Origin of the sequence: Sphingomonas sp. S2-65 (assembly GCF_021513175.1) — a bacterium.
Classification (GTDB): domain Bacteria; phylum Pseudomonadota; class Alphaproteobacteria; order Sphingomonadales; family Sphingomonadaceae; genus Sphingomonas.
Genome location: NZ_CP090953.1, coordinates 2,723,988 through 2,739,253, shown reverse-complemented (window position 1 = coordinate 2,739,253; position 15,266 = coordinate 2,723,988). Strand labels below are relative to the sequence as shown.

The following is a 15,266-nucleotide window of genomic DNA, read 5'->3' as shown; positions in this document are numbered from 1 at the left end:
CCTGCGAGTGACTCTAGCTCAGGCGTCGCCTTGCGGCTCGGCCCCGACCGGCAGCGGCGGCTCGCCGGGTTCGCGATGGCCCAGACGCCAGCGGAAACGGCGTTGGCCATCCTGCCGCTGCGCCGCGCGCTCAGCCTCGCTTTCTAACGCAACCTTGATCATCGCCACCATCGGATCGGCGAGCGCCAGGCCCATGACCCCGAACAGCGCGCTCGCAAGGATCTGCGAGGACAGCGTGAGCGCAGGCGGCAGATCCACCGTGCGCTTGGCGACGATCGGGATCAGCACGTAACCGTCAAAGGTCTGCACCGAGAAATAGATGATGATCGCCCAGAGCCCCGTGTCGGCGCCGGCACTGAAGCCCACCGACACCATCAGCACGCCGCTGATGAACGCGCCGATATTGGGGATGAACGCAAGGATGCCGGTAATGATACCGAGCAGCAGCGCCATCGGTACGCCCGCGACCCAAAGCAATATCCAGGTCAGCGCCCCTTCGAACAGCATGCCGAGCAAGCGTCCGGCAAGCAGCACCCGCAGGATCCGCGCCATGCGCCCGATCACCAGCGAGACATGGTCGCGGGCCTCTATCGGCACCAGCCATTGCAGCCCGCGCTCGTAGATTCGCGGCTCCATCGCCACGAACAGGCCGATCGCCATGATCATCACCAGGCTGGCGCCGGCGCCGAGCACGGTGCCGACCGCCGAGGTCAGCCGGCCCACCGAGCCCAGCGCCTGCTGCGCCATGCCCGCCAGATCCGAGCGGCCCGGCATCAGGCCCAGGCTCGAAATCCAGCTGGCTACGCGATTGCCCTGGATCTCCAGCGTATCGCGCAGCTGGTTCGCCTGCTCCGCGATCTGCACCCCTGTCAGATAGAAGGTGCCCAGGATGAAGCCCAGCACCAGCAGCACCACGATCAGGAGCCTCAGGCCGCGCGGAATCGGCAGAACCCGACCAAGCAGGCGGACGCCGCCATCGAGCATCGAGGCGAAGACCAGGCCACCGAAAATGATCAGCAGCGGCTGGATCAGCAGCACGACCAGCGCAATGGCGATCCCCAACCCGAACCACACCGATGCCCGCTTGAGCTCGGCGCGGGTCATCGGATCGCGCAGTTCGTTGGGCCCGGGTTCGCGGGTGACCTGAATGCCTTCAGCCTCGGGAGTGCCGCTCGCCATTATTGGCTCCTGCTGGGGTGAAGGGACATGCCCGCGCGGCCCGGACGGAAGGAGTATGGCCAGGTGAGCGGGTTCAGATCGGCACTGCCGTCGAGCGAGAAGGTGATGAACTCGGCCCGGCCGCCGATATTCTCCCAAGGGACTGGTCCGCCCAGGCCATTCTCCGCCGTGGAGAAACGGCTATCGGCGCTGTTGTCGCGGTTGTCGCCCATCAGGAACACCCGGCCCTGGGGCACGCGTAGCTCGGCGAACTCATCGCCAGGGCTCCAGCCCTTGTCGATCGTGTCGTAGGAGCGGCCGTTCGGCAGAGTCTCGCGGTAGATCGGCAGGCGGCAGCTCGCTCGTCCGCCGGCATTCTCGACGCGCCGTCCAGGATAATGCTCGTCGTCGCAGCGGGTATTCGCATCCGCGGGGATGTCACGCTCGCCCAGGAAGCGGCGGGGAACGGCGTTGCCGTTCAAGTAGACGATGCCGGCGCGCACCGCGATGCGGTCCCCCGGCAGGCCGATCACGCGCTTGATGTAGTCAGTCTCCGAGCCCGGCGGCGTCACGATGACGACGTCGCCCCGTTCCGGCAGGTGGCCGAACAGCCGACCGGGCATGAATGGCAGCAAATGAAAGGTCGGGGTGACGAACGAATAGCCATAGGGATATTTGGTCACCACCAGCCGATCGCCCACCAACAGGTTGGGCATCATCGACTCCGACGGAATGTAGAAGGGCTTGGCGACCAGGCTGTGGAAGCCGAGTACGGCCAGCACCAGCCAGACCACGCCGCGCAATTCGGCTAGCCAGTCGGTGCGCCGCGCTGGCGTGGTGCCGTCCTCGGCTTGAAAATCCTGGTGCGTCAACGCGAACTCGTCCGAGGCCATCAATCGTCCTTCCCGACCGCCAGCGCCTCGATGATCACCATGGCGAAGGCCCAGGGATGATCGTCCGTCAACGTCAGATGTACCTTCGCGACGTGGCCTTCGGGTGTGATGGCGTCAAGCCTTGCCTGGGCCCCGCCGGTGAGCACCAAGGTCGGCGCGCCGGAAGGTGCATTGACGACACCGATGTCCTTGAGGAACACCCCTGCCTTGAACCCGGTTCCCACTGCCTTGGAAAAGGCTTCCTTGGCGGCGAAGCGCTTGGCCAGCGTCGCGGCGCGGGTGTGCGGGCGACGATCGGCCTTGGCGATCTCCGATGGCGTGAAGGCGCGGTTCTCGAAGCGCGCGCCGAACCGGTCGAGCGAGGCCTGGATGCGTTCGATATTGCAGAGGTCCGAGCCGGTGCCGAGGATCACTGCGCCATTCCTCCCCGGCACAGGGAGGGGGACCGCTCGCGCAGCGCGTGGTGGAAGGGCCGTGCCACGCGGGCGATCCTTTGTGGAGATCCCCCTCCACCAGCCTGCGGCTGGTCCCCCTCCCCGTGCCGGGAAGTATTGAAGAGAGCGATCACCGCGCCGAATCCATCAGCGTGCGCATGCGCTGCACCACCGGACCCAGACCGTCGAAGATCGCTTCGCCGATCAAGAAGTGGCCGATGTTCAATTCCATCAGCTGCGGGATTGCGGCGATCGGCACGACATTGTCGAAGGTGAGGCCATGTCCGGCATGCGGCTCGATGCCGTTCTTCACGGCCAGCGCCGCCGCGTCGGCCAGGCGCTTGAGCTCGTCGGCCTGGTCGCTGCCATCCAGTTCGGCGAAACGGCCGGTGTGCAGTTCGACCACGGGAGCGCCGAGGCGAATGGCGGCGTCGATCTGGCGCGCGTCGGGTTCGATGAACAGCGACACGCGGCTGCCATTGTCGCGCAGTGCCGCGACGATCGGCGCGAGATGGCCATACTGCCCGGCCGCATCGAGCCCGCCCTCGGTGGTGCGCTCCTCGCGCTTTTCGGGCACGATGCACACCGCGTGCGGGCGGTGGCGAATCGCGATGTGGAGCATCTCCTGCGTCGCCGCCATTTCCAGGTTCAGCGGCACCGGGAGTTCGGCCGAGAGCCGGGCGATGTCGTCGTCGGTGATATGGCGGCGATCCTCGCGCAGATGCGCGGTGATGCCGTCGGCGCCGGCCTGCGCCGCCAGCAAGGCGGCGCGCACCGGATCGGGATAGCCCGATCCGCGCGCGTTCCGCACGGTCGCGACATGGTCGATATTGACCCCGAGGCGCAGCGTTCCGGTCACGCCGTCACCCGGCTCCCCGGCTTGATCGCCGGGATGGCGGCGAGTTCGGGAGGAAGTTGGTCGGCGGGATAAGCGGGCACGTCGAGCCTGGTCAGCGAAACCAGCGGCACGCCGACATCGGCCTTGCCGTTCGAGCGATCGACGATGCACGCGGCGCCCAGCAGATTGCCGGGGTGCTTGCGGATCGCGGCGATGCATTCGCGCGACGACAGCCCGGTGGTGACGATGTCCTCCACCATTACGACGCGGGCGCCGGCTGGAATCTCGAAGCCGCGGCGCAGCTGGAACTCGCCGTCTTCGCGTTCGACGAACACTGCCTTGCAGCCAAGCGCGCGGGCGGTTTCGTAGCCGGGGATGATGCCGCCGATCGCGGGCGAGACGACGATGTCGATGTTGCCGAAAGTGTCGCGGATGAGGGTTGCCAGCGCCGTGCAGACCCGCTCGCTGCGCACGGGCTCTTCAAATATGCGCATCTTTTGAAGGAAGACCGGCGAGCGGAGTCCGGAGGACAGGATGAAATGTCCCTCCAGCAGGGCTCCCGCGTCCCGGAACTCTTGGAGGATTTCGTCGCCGGCCAAGTCTGCACTCCCATTTTCGCGCTTTGCCGGAGTCTTAGGGACCCCCCAGCGCCGCCGCAACCATGTCCGAAAAAGGTTGAGAATGCCCCCCGGGCCGTATACGCCGCCGAGATCAGGAGAGTTCTTACCTCGCCTATGGCGCCTTCGCGAACAGGGTGAAAACACACGATGCGCATGCTTGGGTTGACTTCATTTTTCCTGGCAGCGGGGCTGGCGTTCGCCGTGCCCGGCCAGGCCCAGAATGTGGCGGCGCCTGCTGCCGCGCCGCAATCTGCTGCCACGCCGCAGTCGGCGGGCACGTCCGCCGCTCCGGCAGGCACCCCCGCCACGGCTGCCGCTCCGGCGCCGGTGACCGCCGACCCGACGCTGGACGCGGCCGGCAAGCCGATCCTTCACGCCACGCCGGGCATGGGACAGCCCACCGCGAAGCTGTGGGGATTGCAGGACCAGGTCACGCCCAATGGCCGCGAGGCGCACTGGTTCCACAACGTGATCCTGCTGCCGCTGATCACGTTCGTCTGCCTGCTCGTGCTTGCGCTGATGATCTACGTCATCGTGCGGTTCCGCCGCGCGGCGAACCCGACGCCGTCGCGCACGTCGCACAACACCATGGTGGAGATCCTCTGGACGCTGCTGCCGGTGCTGATCCTGATCGCGATCGCAGTGCCGTCGATCCGGCTGCTCGCCGCGCAGTTCAAGCCGGCGCCCAAGGGTGCCGTCACGCTGAAGGCGATCGGCAACCAGTGGTTCTGGTCGTATGAATATCCCGACCATGGCGGCATCCAGCTGACGTCGAACATGCTCAAGGAGCAGACCGATGTTGCCGCCGGGCAGCGTTTCCGCACCGATGCCGATGGTCCGCGCCTGCTCGCCACCGACCAGCGCGTGGTGCTGCCGGTCGGCGTGCCGATCCGGCTGGTCACCACCGCGCAGGACGTGATCCACAGCTGGGCGATGCCCGCCTTCTGGATCAAGCTCGACGCGGTGCCCGGCAAGCTGAACGAGACCAGCTTCACCATCGAGAAGCCGGGCCTGTATTTCGGCCAGTGCTCCGAGCTTTGCGGCGCCCGCCACGCTTATATGCCGATCGCCGTGGAAGCAGTGACCCCCGAGGTGTTCGCACGCTGGGTCGCGGCCAAGGGCGGCAAGATGCCCGGCCAGGCAGGCGCCCAGTCGGGCAGCAAGGTTCCCGCGGAACCGGGCAACGACAGCGCCGACGATACCGCGAACGGCACGTCCGACGAAGGCGCGCCGACCATCAACGCAACCGCCGCGCCCGCGGTGACCAACAAGCCAGCCACGCAGAACCCCGCGGGCCTCGGACAAGCGGACCATAGCAATGACTGATACCGCAGTTCCCCACGTCGCGCATGACGCCCATGCGCGCGATTATGATCATGCGCATGATCATCATGACGACCACAAGCTGGGCTTCTTCGCGCGCTGGTTCATGTCCACCAACCACAAGGACATCGGCACGCTCTATTTGATCTTCGCGATCGTCGCGGGGATCATCGGCGGCGCGATCTCGGGGCTGATGCGCGCCGAGCTGGCCGATCCGGGCATCCAGTATCTGCCGACCTGGGCCGGCCTGTTCCATGGCGGCACCCAGAGCCTCGACCAGGCGCTCCACTTCTGGAACGTGCTGATCACCGCGCACGGGCTGATCATGGTGTTCTTCATGGTCATGCCGGCGATGATCGGCGGCTTCGGCAACTGGTTCGTGCCGATCATGATCGGCGCGCCCGACATGGCGTTCCCGCGCATGAACAACGTGTCGTTCTGGCTGCTGGTGCCGGCGTTCGCGCTGCTGCTGGCGTCGCCATTCATCGGCGGAGGCGCCGGTACGGGCTGGACGGTGTATCCGCCGCTATCGACCTATGGCGAGCCTGGGCCTTCGGTGGACATGGCGATCCTGTCGCTGCACATCGCCGGCGCCAGCTCGATCCTGGGCGCGATCAACTTCATCACCACCATCTTCAACATGCGCGCACCGGGCATGACGCTGCACAAGATGCCGCTGTTCGTGTGGTCGGTGCTGATCACCGCCTTCCTGCTGCTGCTGGCGCTGCCGGTGCTCGCCGCGGCGATCACCATGCTGCTGACCGACCGCAATTTCGGCACGGCGTTCTATGACCCGGCCTATGGCGGCGACCCGGTGCTGTACCAGCACCTGTTCTGGTTCTTCGGCCATCCCGAAGTGTACATCATGATCCTGCCGGCGTTCGGCATGATCAGCCAGATCGTCGCCACCTTCAGCCGCAAGCCGGTGTTCGGCTATCTCGGCATGGCCTATGCCATGGTCGCGATCGGCTTCGTCGGCTTTGTGGTGTGGGCGCACCACATGTTCGTGACCGGCCTGAGCGTGACGGTGAAGATGTACTTCACCGCCGCGACGATGGTGATCGCGGTGCCGACCGGCGTGAAGATCTTCTCGTGGATCGCCACCATGTGGGGCGGCTCGATCAGCTTCAAGACCCCGATGGTATGGGCGCTGGGCTTCATCTTCATGTTCACCGTCGGCGGCGTGACCGGCGTCGTGCTCGCCAATGGCGGCGTCGACGACTATATGCACGACACCTATTATGTGATCGCCCACTTCCACTATGTGCTCTCGCTGGGCGCGGTGTTCGGGCTGTTCGCGGGCTTCTATTACTGGTTCCCGAAGATCTCCGGCCGGATGTACAACGAGTTCCTCGGCCAGCTGCACTTCTGGGTGTTCTTCATCGGCGTGAACGTGCTGTTCTTCCCGATGCACTTCCTGGGCCTGCAGGGCATGCCGCGGCGCTACCCGGACTATCCGGACGCCTATGCCTATTGGAACCAGATCGCGAGCCATGGCTATGAGATCATGGCGCTGGGCATGGTGTTCTTCTTCGTGAACATCATCTGGTCGCTGATCTCGGGCAAGAAGGCCGAAGACAATCCGTGGGGCGAAGGCGCGACGACGCTGGAATGGACGCTGTCCAGCCCGCCGCCGTTCCACCAGTTCGAGACGCTGCCGCGGATCGACTGAGCACCGGCTCCTTTGTGAAATCGAGCGCCTCGGCCACCAAGCCGGGGCGCTCTTTTTTTGCCCCTGCTCCGCGACCCTGGAGGCCGGGCTGCAACCCGCCTGGACGGGGCGCGTTTGCAAAGCCGCAACAGGGAGATGGGTGCCATGGGTCAGGGAACCGCAAATACCGGCTTGGGCGTGGTGCTGGCGCTGGTCGCAGCGACGGTGCTGTTGTTCGTGATCGGCATGGTGCTGCGCAAGCGCGGCATGTTGCGCAGTCGCGGCGCAGGGCTGGGCTGGGCCATCCTGACGCTGTTGCCGCTGTTCGGTTCGGGCTTCGTGTTCTGGACCAAGCACCAGGTGGAGAAGGCCAGCGGCGAGACGCGCGAGGGCGTCAACGAAGTGCCGCCTGCCCAGCAACAGGGCAACGCGCTGTAAGCTGGCGTTGCTGTTCCCCGACGGCGGGGACGCTGTGTGGCATCACGCTTCAGGGTCGGGTTTCTGAGCTTTGAAACGGCGTGTCGCGCTTTCGGCGACGCGGCAACTGGGCGCCGGCGTTCGCCGGGGAACTGCAGTGGGATTAGAAATCAACGACTGCCAGCATATCCAGTCCGGGAAAGCGGAGCGCTAAAGATCCCCGCGATGCACGACATGGACCTTGTTGCCGTCCGGGTCGCGCAGATAGGCGCCGAAATAATCGGGGCCGTAATGGTGCCGAGGGCCCGGCGGGCCTTCATCTGCGCCGCCTGCCCGTAGCCCTGCGGCATAGGCGTCTTCAACGGCTTCGGGCGAAGGGGCCAGGAACGCGACCATGCCACCGTTGGCAGCCGAACAGGGACGCCCATCGAAGGGGAGACAGGCATAAAAGCGAGGGAGGTTGACCCCGGGCAAATGCCAGCACCGCGACGGTGGTCCGCCGTCAGGCTCCACCCTGCGCTGGACAAGCCCGAGCGGTGCCAACAGTGCATCGTAGAAGGATGCGGCGCGATCCAGGTCGCTTACGCCCACCGTTACATGGCTGAACACCGGCACCCCTTTCAGATCGCGCCCACGATCGAGGCGATCGCGGCGAATTTGTCGTTGTCGCGGCGGTAGAAGGTCCACTGCCGGATGCGCTTGGCGGTGACGAGCCCGCTGGCCTGCAGCACGCGCATATGCTCGCTGAGCGTGGACGCGTTGACGCCGAGCTTGTCGGCGATGAACTGGCCGCAGACGCCATCCTCCACCAAGTCGCCGTCCCGCTGCGGAGGAAAGTGCGCGACCGGATCGCGCAGCCAGCGGAGGATCTGCAGACGGCGCTCGTTGCCCAGGGCACGGAAAAGGTCGGCCTCACCCATTATGTCGTCGGTTTGCCAATCGACGAAATGCATGTCAATCCTGCGCGAATAGCAGCGGGGATTGCCATGCCTATCTTGCCCTTCTTCACCACGGACGTGTTCACGACGACGCGCTTCGGCGGCAACCCGCTCGCAGTGGTCATGGGTGGCGACACGCTCGACACGGCGACGATGCAGGCGGTCGCCGCCGAGTTCAACCTGAGCGAGACCACCTTTGTTCTGCCGCCCGCCGATCCGGCGCACACCGCCCGTGTCCGCATCTTCAACCGGACCGCCGAAATGGCCTTTGCGGGGCACCCGATGGTCGGCACGGCCTTCATCCTCGCGAGCGAAGACCCCGATCTTCGGGAGGCGGTTTTCGAAATCGGAGCGGGCCTTGTTCGCGTGCGGATCGCGCGGGACGGTGCCGGCGCTGCGGTTGGTGCGGCCATCACGACGCCGCAACCTTTGACGGTAGGAGAGACCCTGCCGCCAGAACTGATCGCCGGGGTTCTACGCCTCGATCCCGGCGACGTCGTGACGAAGACCCACCCGCCGACCGTCGCGTCGAACGGCAATGCCTATGTCATCGCCGAACTCACCCCCGACGCCCTCGCCGGCTGCGCACCGGATATCGACGCCTTTCGCGCGGCGCTGGCGGCGCATCCGCAACACGGCAATCGCTTCTCCGTCCATGTCTATTGCAGGGACGCCATGACGCTGCGCGCGCGCATGTTCGCGCCGCTGGCGGGCACGTGGGAAGACCCGGCGACCGGGAGCGCGAACGCCCCCCTCGCCTGCCTGCTGCTGTCGCTGGATGCGGCGCGCGAGGCGGCGGCATTCACGGTCCACCAAGGCGTGGAGATGGGCCGACCCAGTCTTCTCCAGGTGGAGGCGCGGCGGGAAGCAGGCGGGATCGTGGCCACGCTCCACGGCGCCTGCGTGCCAGTCATGGCGGGGACGATCAGAGTGTGAGGGGATGGCTGACAGCGGCGCGTGCCCCTTTCTTCGGCGGCGCTGCGGCCCTATAGCCCGTAGCGAGTCATGCCCAGCACCCTCGCCTCACCCGCAGCCCTTCCCGCCGACTGGCGCGATTTCCTTGCGCTGACCAAGCCGCGGGTGATGACGCTGGTCGTCTTCACCGGGCTGTGCGGCATGCTGGCGGCGCCGGTGCCGATCCATCCGGTGCTCGGCTTCACCGCGATCCTGTGCATCGCATTGGGCGCGGGTGCCGCGGGTGCGCTGAACCAATGGTATGAGTCCGATCTCGACGCGAAGATGCGCCGGACCGCCGGGCGGCCGCTGCCCGCCGGGCGCATGGACCGCCAGTCGGCGCTGCATTTCGGCGTGGGGCTCGCCGGGTTCAGCCTGGGGCTGATGTATTTCGCGATCAACGTGGCGGCGACGATCATCCTGGCCGTCTCGATCCTGTTCTATGTCTTCATCTACACGATCTGGCTGAAGCGCCGGACGCCGCAGAACATCGTCATCGGCGGCGCGGCGGGTGCCTTTCCGCCGGTGATCGGCTGGGCGGCCGCGACCGGCGATGTCGCATTGCTGCCGGTGCTGCTGTTCGCCTTGATCTTTTTGTGGACGCCGCCGCATTTCTGGGCGCTCGCGCTGTTCGTGAAGACCGATTACGCCAATGCCGGCGTGCCGATGCTGCCGGTGGTGGCCGGCGAGCGGGTGACGCGTACCCAGATCGGCATCTACACCGTGCCGATGATCGCCGCGGCGGTCGCGCCCTGGCTGCTGGAGCTGACCGGGCCGCTATACGGGTGGACGGCGGTGGCGCTGAACGCCGTGTTCCTGGCGCTGGCGCTGAAGGTGGCGACGCGGCAATCGGCTCCGGGCGACGCGATGCTGCCGGAAAAACGATTGTTCAAATATTCGATCCTGTATCTCTTCCTCATGTTCGGCGCTTTGGTCGCCGACCGGTGGTTCGCATGACTGAACGCGACGACGATCTCACTCCGCCCGCGCAGGCACTGACCGACAGCCAGGTGATCCGCGCCCGGCAGCAGAGCCGCGCGCGCGTGATGGCGGTGCTGCTGTTCGCGTTCGTCGGGCTGGTGTTCGCCATTTCGATGGTGAAGATCAGCCAGGGCCACGCGCCGTGAACCGCAACCTTCGCACCGCATTGCTCGCCGCGGTGGGAGTGTGCTCGATGACCGGGCTGGGGTTCGCCAGCGTGCCACTGTACCGCATGTTCTGCGAAGCAACCGGGCTGGACGGCACCACCCAGCGCGGCGACCGGGCACCCGGGCGGGTGGGGCAGAAGATCACCGTCGCGTTCGACAGCAACGTCGCCCAGGGCATGCCGTGGAAGTTCCAGCCCGAGCGGCGCGCCGACACGATCGACATCGGCGGGCGCGACATGGCGTTCTTCACCGCGAGCAACACCGGCAACAAGGCCGTGACCGGCACCGCGACGTTCAACGTGACGCCCACGGTGGCGGGCAAATACTTCACCAAGATCCAGTGCTTCTGCTTCACCCAGCAGACGCTGCAGGCCGGTGAAACCGTGCGGATGCCGGTGATCTTCTATGTCGACCCGGCGATCCTGAACGATCCGGACACGCGCGATGTCGAGGAGATCACGCTCTCCTACACGTTTTACCCGGTGGATTCCGGCAAGACGGCAAGCTAAGCAACGGCAAACCAAGGAACAGGGACGGGCCCATGGCTGGAGCGAAGAACCACCAATATCATATCCTTCCGCCGAGCATCTGGCCGTTTTTCGGCGCGATGGCGGCGCTGGTGCTCGCGTCCGGCGGCATCATGTGGATGCATTCGGTGGCCTCGGGCGGGCTGGTCTTCTTCGCCGGCGTGGCGATGATCGCGATCACCTTCTTCGGATGGTGGTCCGACGTGATCAAGGAAGCGCATCGCGGCGACCACACGCCCGTGGTGCAGCTGCACCTGCGTTATGGCATGATCCTGTTCATCGCTTCGGAAGTGATGTTCTTCGTCGGCTGGTTCTGGTCGTGGTTCGACTTCTCGCTATTCCCCTCGACCGTAGAAGCGGTCGGCGGGCAGTGGCCGCCCAAGGGCATGGAAGTCATCAACGCCTGGGAATTCCCGCTCCTCAACACGCTGATCCTTTTGTGCTCGGGCTGCACCGTCACCTGGGCGCATCACGGCCTGCTCCACAATGAGCGCGGCGGCGCGCTGCGCGGGCTGTGGGGCCTGATCGGCGTCGGCGAGAATGACAGCGTCAAGAAGGGCCTGTGGCTGACGATCATCCTCGGCCTGATCTTCAGCTGCGTCCAGGCGTACGAGTATATGCACTCGCCGTTCCCCTTCAAGGCGGCGAGCGAGGGCGGGTCGAGCTATGGCGGCGCCTTCTTCATGGCGACTGGCTTCCACGGCTTCCACGTGCTGGTCGGCACGATCTTCCTGATCGTGAACCTGGTGCGGGTGTACAAGGGCGACTTCACCCCGCGCCAGCATTTTGGCTTCGAGGCCGCGGCCTGGTACTGGCATTTCGTCGACGTGGTGTGGCTGTTCCTGTTCGCCTCGATCTATGTCTGGGGTGGCTGGGGCGCGCCGGTCCACGCCGGCTGACGTGAACCAAATACCTGACAACAATTCCGGGGGAGGCAGCGCCGCGCTGCCTCCCCCGATCGCTTCCGGGCTTCACGGCATGTGCCCGCGCTGCGGCGCGAAGACGCTGTTCCGCAGCTATCTGGCCTATGCCGACACCTGTTCGAACTGCGGGCTCGACTTCCGCGACTTCAATGTCGGCGACGGGCCGGTCGTCTTTCTGACGCTGGGGATCGGCACGATCGTGACGATCCTGGCGCTGGTCGTCGAACTCGCATTCGAGCCGAGCTTTCTGATCCATATCCTGCTGTGGCTGCCGCTGACGCTGATCATGACCGTGCTCACGCTGCGCATCGCCAAGGGCTGGCTCCTGGCGCTGGAGTTCCGCAACAAGGCACGCGAAGGCCGCATCCGGAAGGACGAGTGATGCGGCGCGTGCCGATCGTGCCGTCGATCCTGGTTGCGCTGGCGGTAGCGGCGATGATCGGCCTGGGCTTCTGGCAGTTGCTCGACCGCTGGCCGCGCAAGGAAGCGATGCTCGCGCAATTGGCGGCCAATCCGGCCAAGCCGGCGATCGCGTTTCCGCGCACCGACGATGACGCGCTGCTGTTCCGCCGCACCTCGGCGATGTGCCTGGAGCCGGTGTCGAGCACCATGGCCGGTGCCGGCGCCGCGGGGTTCCGGCTGATCGTCGAATGCCGCACCGGGGCCGAGGGCCCGGGGGTGATCGTGCAGCTGGGCACCACGCGCGATCCGCTGGCCAAGCCGATGTGGAAGGGCGGGCCGGTGCGGGGCTATATCAGCCATGCGCCCGGCGCGCGCCCGATGATCGCCAGCCTGTTCGACCGCCGCAAGCAGCGGCTGATGCTGGTGGCCGACACGCCGCCAGCCGGGCTGGAGCGCAACGCCGCGCCCGATATGTCGTCGGTACCCAACAACCATCTGGGCTATGCGGTGCAGTGGTTCCTGTTCGCAGCGGCGGCGGTGGTGATCTATGTCCTCGCGCTGCGGCTGCGGGCGCGGAAGCCGCGCTAAACAATGCCTATCTTGTGACGGCCAGCTACGAGCGCTAACCGGTGCCGATGCGCTATCAGAGCACCCGCGGCACCGCGCCTTCTCTCGGCTTTCGAGACGTGACCCTGGCGGGGCTCGCCAGCGATGGCGGCCTGTATGTGCCCGAGCATTGGCCCGAGTTCAGCCGCGACGAGATCGCGGGGCTTGCCGGCCTGTCCTATGTCGAGACGGCGGTGCGGGTGATGCTGCCCTTCGTCCAGCCCGACCTGGACGAGGACGCGCTGCGGGCGCTGTGCACCACTGCCTATGGCCGCTTCGCGTACGCCGCGGTGACGCCGCTGGTCCAGCTCGACGAGCGGCACTGGCTGCTGGAGCTGTTCCACGGGCCGACGCTGGCGTTCAAGGATGTCGCGCTTCAGTTGCTGGGCCAGTTGTTCGAGCGGTTCCTGGCGGGCGGCAGCACGCAGCTGACGATCGTCGGCGCGACCTCCGGCGACACGGGATCGGCGGCGATCGACGCAGTGGCCGGGCGGATCGGCGTCGACATCTTCATGCTGCACCCCAAGGGCCGCGTGTCCGAAGTGCAGCGGCGGCAGATGACCACGGTGCTGGCGCCCAACGTCCACAACATCGCCATCGACGGCAGCTTCGACGACGCGCAGGCGCTGGTGAAGGCGATGTTCAACGATCCCGGTTTCGCCGGACGCTTCCAGCTGTCGGCGGTGAATTCGATCAACTGGGCGCGGCTGATGGCGCAGGTGGTCTATTATTTCTACGCCGCGGTCCGGCTGGGCGCCCCCGACAAGCCGGTCGCGTTCTCGGTACCAACCGGCAATTTCGGCGACGTGTTCGCCGGTTATGTCGCAGCGCGGATGGGGCTGCCGATCGCCAAGCTGATCGTCGCGACCAACGTCAACGACATCCTCCACCGCGCGCTCTCCACCGGCGATTACTCGACCGGCACCGTCACGCCGACCGCGGCGCCGTCGATGGACATCCAGGTGAGCTCCAATTTCGAGCGGCTGCTGTTCGACCTCGCCGGTGCGCCGGTCGGCGACCAGATGCGCGGGTTCGAGGCGGCCCGGGCGATGCAGTTGACCAATGCCCAGCGCGACGGTGCGGCGGGGCTGTTCGCCAGCGCGTCGATCGGGGCCGACACGATGAACGAGGCGATGCGCTGGGCATGTTCGGAGACAGGTCAGGTCCTTGATCCGCATACCGGCATCGGACTTGCCGCCGCGCGGGCGAGCGGGCTGGATCCCGCAATCCCGGTGGTGACGCTGGCGACGGCGCATCCGGCCAAGTTCGCCGACGCGGTCGAGCGCGCCACCGGCCAGCGTCCCGCGGTGCCGGCACGGGTAGGCGACCTGCACCAGCGCGAGGAGCGTTATGACGTGCTGCCCGGCACTTATGAGGCCGTGACCGGCTATATTGCCGAGCGGGCAGTGCCGCGCCCATGAACCTGGTGACGATGACCGGCGAGCCCTGGGCGGACTATGGGCTGATCGACAGCGGCCATGGCCGCAAGCTCGAGCGCTATGGCCGCTTCCGCTTCATCCGTCCCGAGCCGCAGGCGATGTGGGCGCCGGCCTCGGAAGACTGGGATGCCGACGCCGAGTTCATCCCCGGATCGGACGAGGAAGGCGGCGGCCGCTGGCAGTTCGCCCGCGCCGTGCCGCAGGACGGCTGGCCGCTGCGCTGGCGCGAAGTGCGCTTCACTGCACAGAACACGCCGTTCCGGCATCTTGGCTTCTTCCCCGACATGGCGCCGGTGTGGGACTGGATGCGCGGGCGCATCGAAGGCATGGACGCGCCCGAGTGCATGAACCTGTTCGGCTATACCGGCGTGGGCACGCTGGCTCTGGCCGCGGCAGGCGCGCGCGTGACGCATGTCGACGCGTCGAAGAAGTCGGTGGCCGAGGGCAAGGCCAACGCCGCGCTGTCGAACATGACCGACAAGCCGACGCGCTGGATGATCGACGATGCCGGCAAGTTCGTCGCGCGCGAGATCCGGCGCGGGCGGCGCTATGACGGGATCATCCTCGATCCGCCGAAATGGGGCCGTGGGCCCAATGGCGAAGTATGGAAGCTGGAAGAAGGGCTGCCGGGGCTGATCGCCGATTGCCGCCAATTGCTCGACGCCGACTCGCGCTTCCTGTTCCTGACGGTGTACGCGGTGCGCATGTCGGCGCTGGCGATCGGCGAACTGGTGCGCCAGCACTTCGCCGATCTGGGCGGCACGGTGGAAGCGGGCGAATTGACGGTCCGCGAAGAAGCGCGCGGGCTGATGCTGCCGACAGCGATCTTCGCGCGGTGGAGCCGTTAGAGCTCAGGTTGGGGACTCGTAAACGACCGCCTTCGGGGAAAGGGCTAAACGGCCGAAAGTGGTGGTTAGCGGACAGTCTGCTTACAGCGGGTGAGGCACGGGATGCGGACATTGATCACTGGCGCAAACCGCGCGTGGGGCCTAAAA

19 protein-coding genes are annotated in these 15,266 nt (G+C 66.4%); 12 read left to right on the top strand and 7 right to left on the bottom strand.

Features of this window, described 5'->3' with window-relative positions; translation table 11 throughout:
• Positions 1-18: 18 nt before the first annotated feature.
• From LZ586_RS12915 to pyrE, 5 genes are all read right to left on the bottom strand, one after another.
• On the bottom strand, positions 19-1,179 hold the full coding sequence (locus LZ586_RS12915) for an AI-2E family transporter (RefSeq protein ID WP_235076692.1): 1,161 nt from the start codon (positions 1,177-1,179) through the stop codon (positions 19-21).
• Positions 1,179-2,051, bottom strand: coding sequence for a signal peptidase I (gene lepB / locus LZ586_RS12910; protein WP_235076691.1), 873 nt, complete (start codon positions 2,049-2,051; stop codon positions 1,179-1,181). The genes LZ586_RS12915 and lepB overlap by 1 nt, the downstream gene beginning before the upstream one ends.
• A complete protein-coding gene (gene acpS, locus LZ586_RS12905; protein WP_235076690.1) occupies positions 2,051-2,464 on the bottom strand; it encodes a holo-ACP synthase in 414 nt (137 codons plus the stop codon). Before acpS ends, lepB begins: the two co-directional genes overlap by 1 nt.
• Before the next feature lie 151 nt (positions 2,465-2,615).
• Entirely contained in the window at positions 2,616-3,344 is a 729-nt protein-coding gene (locus LZ586_RS12900) for a pyridoxine 5'-phosphate synthase (protein ID WP_235076689.1), read from the bottom strand.
• A complete protein-coding gene (pyrE, locus tag LZ586_RS12895; RefSeq protein WP_235076688.1) occupies positions 3,341-3,922 on the bottom strand; it encodes an orotate phosphoribosyltransferase in 582 nt (193 codons plus the stop codon). The genes LZ586_RS12900 and pyrE overlap by 4 nt, the downstream gene beginning before the upstream one ends.
• A gap of 168 nt (positions 3,923-4,090) precedes the next feature.
• On the opposite strand from pyrE, the gene coxB reads away from it, so the two are divergent.
• The 3 genes from coxB (at position 4,091) to LZ586_RS12880 (ending at position 7,355) form a co-directional block, all read left to right on the top strand.
• Entirely contained in the window at positions 4,091-5,269 is a 1,179-nt protein-coding gene (gene coxB, locus LZ586_RS12890) for a cytochrome c oxidase subunit II (protein ID WP_235076687.1), read from the top strand.
• Positions 5,262-6,938, top strand: a complete 1,677-nt coding sequence (ctaD, locus tag LZ586_RS12885) for a cytochrome c oxidase subunit I (RefSeq protein ID WP_235076686.1) — start codon at positions 5,262-5,264, stop codon at positions 6,936-6,938. The genes coxB and ctaD overlap by 8 nt, the downstream gene beginning before the upstream one ends.
• 144 nt (positions 6,939-7,082) lie before the next feature.
• Positions 7,083-7,355: a hypothetical protein gene (locus LZ586_RS12880; RefSeq protein ID WP_235076685.1), complete on the top strand. Its 273-nt coding sequence runs from the start codon at positions 7,083-7,085 to the stop codon at positions 7,353-7,355.
• Positions 7,356-7,544: 189 nt separating this feature from the next.
• Here the strand turns inward: LZ586_RS12880 and LZ586_RS12875 are convergent, their stop codons facing one another.
• Complete coding sequence (locus LZ586_RS12875) at positions 7,545-7,943, bottom strand: VOC family protein (protein WP_413777288.1); 399 nt, start codon at positions 7,941-7,943, stop codon at positions 7,545-7,547.
• An 11-nt stretch (positions 7,944-7,954) separates the two neighbouring features.
• Positions 7,955-8,287, bottom strand: a complete 333-nt coding sequence (locus LZ586_RS12870; RefSeq protein ID WP_235076684.1) for an ArsR/SmtB family transcription factor — start codon at positions 8,285-8,287, stop codon at positions 7,955-7,957.
• Positions 8,288-8,320: 33 nt separating this feature from the next.
• Here LZ586_RS12870 and LZ586_RS12865 point away from each other — a divergent pair, with 33 nt between their 5' ends.
• From LZ586_RS12865 to LZ586_RS12825, 9 genes are all read left to right on the top strand, one after another.
• On the top strand, positions 8,321-9,208 hold the full coding sequence (locus LZ586_RS12865) for a PhzF family phenazine biosynthesis protein (RefSeq protein WP_235076683.1): 888 nt from the start codon (positions 8,321-8,323) through the stop codon (positions 9,206-9,208).
• Between the two features lie 69 nt (positions 9,209-9,277).
• The gene (locus LZ586_RS12860) at positions 9,278-10,183 is read left to right on the top strand and encodes a heme o synthase (protein ID WP_235076682.1); all 906 of its coding nucleotides are present in this window, start codon (positions 9,278-9,280) and stop codon (positions 10,181-10,183) included.
• Positions 10,180-10,353: a hypothetical protein gene (locus LZ586_RS12855; RefSeq protein WP_235076681.1), complete on the top strand. Its 174-nt coding sequence runs from the start codon at positions 10,180-10,182 to the stop codon at positions 10,351-10,353. The genes LZ586_RS12860 and LZ586_RS12855 overlap by 4 nt, the downstream gene beginning before the upstream one ends.
• Positions 10,350-10,883 carry a cytochrome c oxidase assembly protein gene (locus tag LZ586_RS12850; RefSeq protein ID WP_261346005.1) on the top strand — a complete coding sequence of 178 codons (534 nt, stop codon included), beginning with the start codon at positions 10,350-10,352 and terminating at the stop codon, positions 10,881-10,883. The genes LZ586_RS12855 and LZ586_RS12850 overlap by 4 nt, the downstream gene beginning before the upstream one ends.
• A gap of 32 nt (positions 10,884-10,915) precedes the next feature.
• Positions 10,916-11,800 carry a cytochrome c oxidase subunit 3 gene (locus LZ586_RS12845; protein WP_235076680.1) on the top strand — a complete coding sequence of 295 codons (885 nt, stop codon included), beginning with the start codon at positions 10,916-10,918 and terminating at the stop codon, positions 11,798-11,800.
• Between the two features lie 79 nt (positions 11,801-11,879).
• Positions 11,880-12,206, top strand: coding sequence for a DUF983 domain-containing protein (locus LZ586_RS12840; RefSeq protein WP_235076679.1), 327 nt, complete (start codon positions 11,880-11,882; stop codon positions 12,204-12,206).
• Positions 12,206-12,814, top strand: coding sequence for an SURF1 family protein (locus LZ586_RS12835; protein ID WP_235076678.1), 609 nt, complete (start codon positions 12,206-12,208; stop codon positions 12,812-12,814). Before LZ586_RS12840 ends, LZ586_RS12835 begins: the two co-directional genes overlap by 1 nt.
• Positions 12,815-12,861: 47 nt before the next feature.
• Complete coding sequence (thrC, locus tag LZ586_RS12830) at positions 12,862-14,253, top strand: threonine synthase (protein ID WP_235076677.1); 1,392 nt, start codon at positions 12,862-12,864, stop codon at positions 14,251-14,253.
• The gene (locus LZ586_RS12825) at positions 14,250-15,119 is read left to right on the top strand and encodes a class I SAM-dependent methyltransferase (RefSeq protein ID WP_235076676.1); all 870 of its coding nucleotides are present in this window, start codon (positions 14,250-14,252) and stop codon (positions 15,117-15,119) included. The genes thrC and LZ586_RS12825 overlap by 4 nt, the downstream gene beginning before the upstream one ends.
• Positions 15,120-15,266 lie beyond the last annotated feature (147 nt).

What these genes read in the sequence shown, in the direction of transcription:
- thrC (WP_235076677.1), top strand. Translation starts at nt 12,862, where the DNA reads ATGCGCTATCAGAGCACCCGCGGCACCGCGCCTTCTCTCGGCTTTCGA.
- LZ586_RS12880 (WP_235076685.1), top strand. Translation starts at nt 7,083, where the DNA reads ATGGGTCAGGGAACCGCAAATACCGGCTTGGGCGTGGTGCTGGCGCTG.
- LZ586_RS12825 (WP_235076676.1), top strand. Translation starts at nt 14,250, where the DNA reads ATGAACCTGGTGACGATGACCGGCGAGCCCTGGGCGGACTATGGGCTG.
- ctaD (WP_235076686.1), top strand. Translation starts at nt 5,262, where the DNA reads ATGACTGATACCGCAGTTCCCCACGTCGCGCATGACGCCCATGCGCGC.
- coxB (WP_235076687.1), top strand. Translation starts at nt 4,091, where the DNA reads ATGCGCATGCTTGGGTTGACTTCATTTTTCCTGGCAGCGGGGCTGGCG.
- LZ586_RS12870 (WP_235076684.1), bottom strand. Translation starts at nt 8,287, where the DNA reads ATGCATTTCGTCGATTGGCAAACCGACGACATAATGGGTGAGGCCGAC.
- LZ586_RS12835 (WP_235076678.1), top strand. Translation starts at nt 12,206, where the DNA reads ATGCGGCGCGTGCCGATCGTGCCGTCGATCCTGGTTGCGCTGGCGGTA.
- LZ586_RS12915 (WP_235076692.1), bottom strand. Translation starts at nt 1,179, where the DNA reads ATGGCGAGCGGCACTCCCGAGGCTGAAGGCATTCAGGTCACCCGCGAA.
- LZ586_RS12865 (WP_235076683.1), top strand. Translation starts at nt 8,321, where the DNA reads ATGCCTATCTTGCCCTTCTTCACCACGGACGTGTTCACGACGACGCGC.
- LZ586_RS12845 (WP_235076680.1), top strand. Translation starts at nt 10,916, where the DNA reads ATGGCTGGAGCGAAGAACCACCAATATCATATCCTTCCGCCGAGCATC.
- LZ586_RS12840 (WP_235076679.1), top strand. Translation starts at nt 11,880, where the DNA reads ATGTGCCCGCGCTGCGGCGCGAAGACGCTGTTCCGCAGCTATCTGGCC.
- LZ586_RS12860 (WP_235076682.1), top strand. Translation starts at nt 9,278, where the DNA reads ATGCCCAGCACCCTCGCCTCACCCGCAGCCCTTCCCGCCGACTGGCGC.
- LZ586_RS12855 (WP_235076681.1), top strand. Translation starts at nt 10,180, where the DNA reads ATGACTGAACGCGACGACGATCTCACTCCGCCCGCGCAGGCACTGACC.
- lepB (WP_235076691.1), bottom strand. Translation starts at nt 2,051, where the DNA reads ATGGCCTCGGACGAGTTCGCGTTGACGCACCAGGATTTTCAAGCCGAG.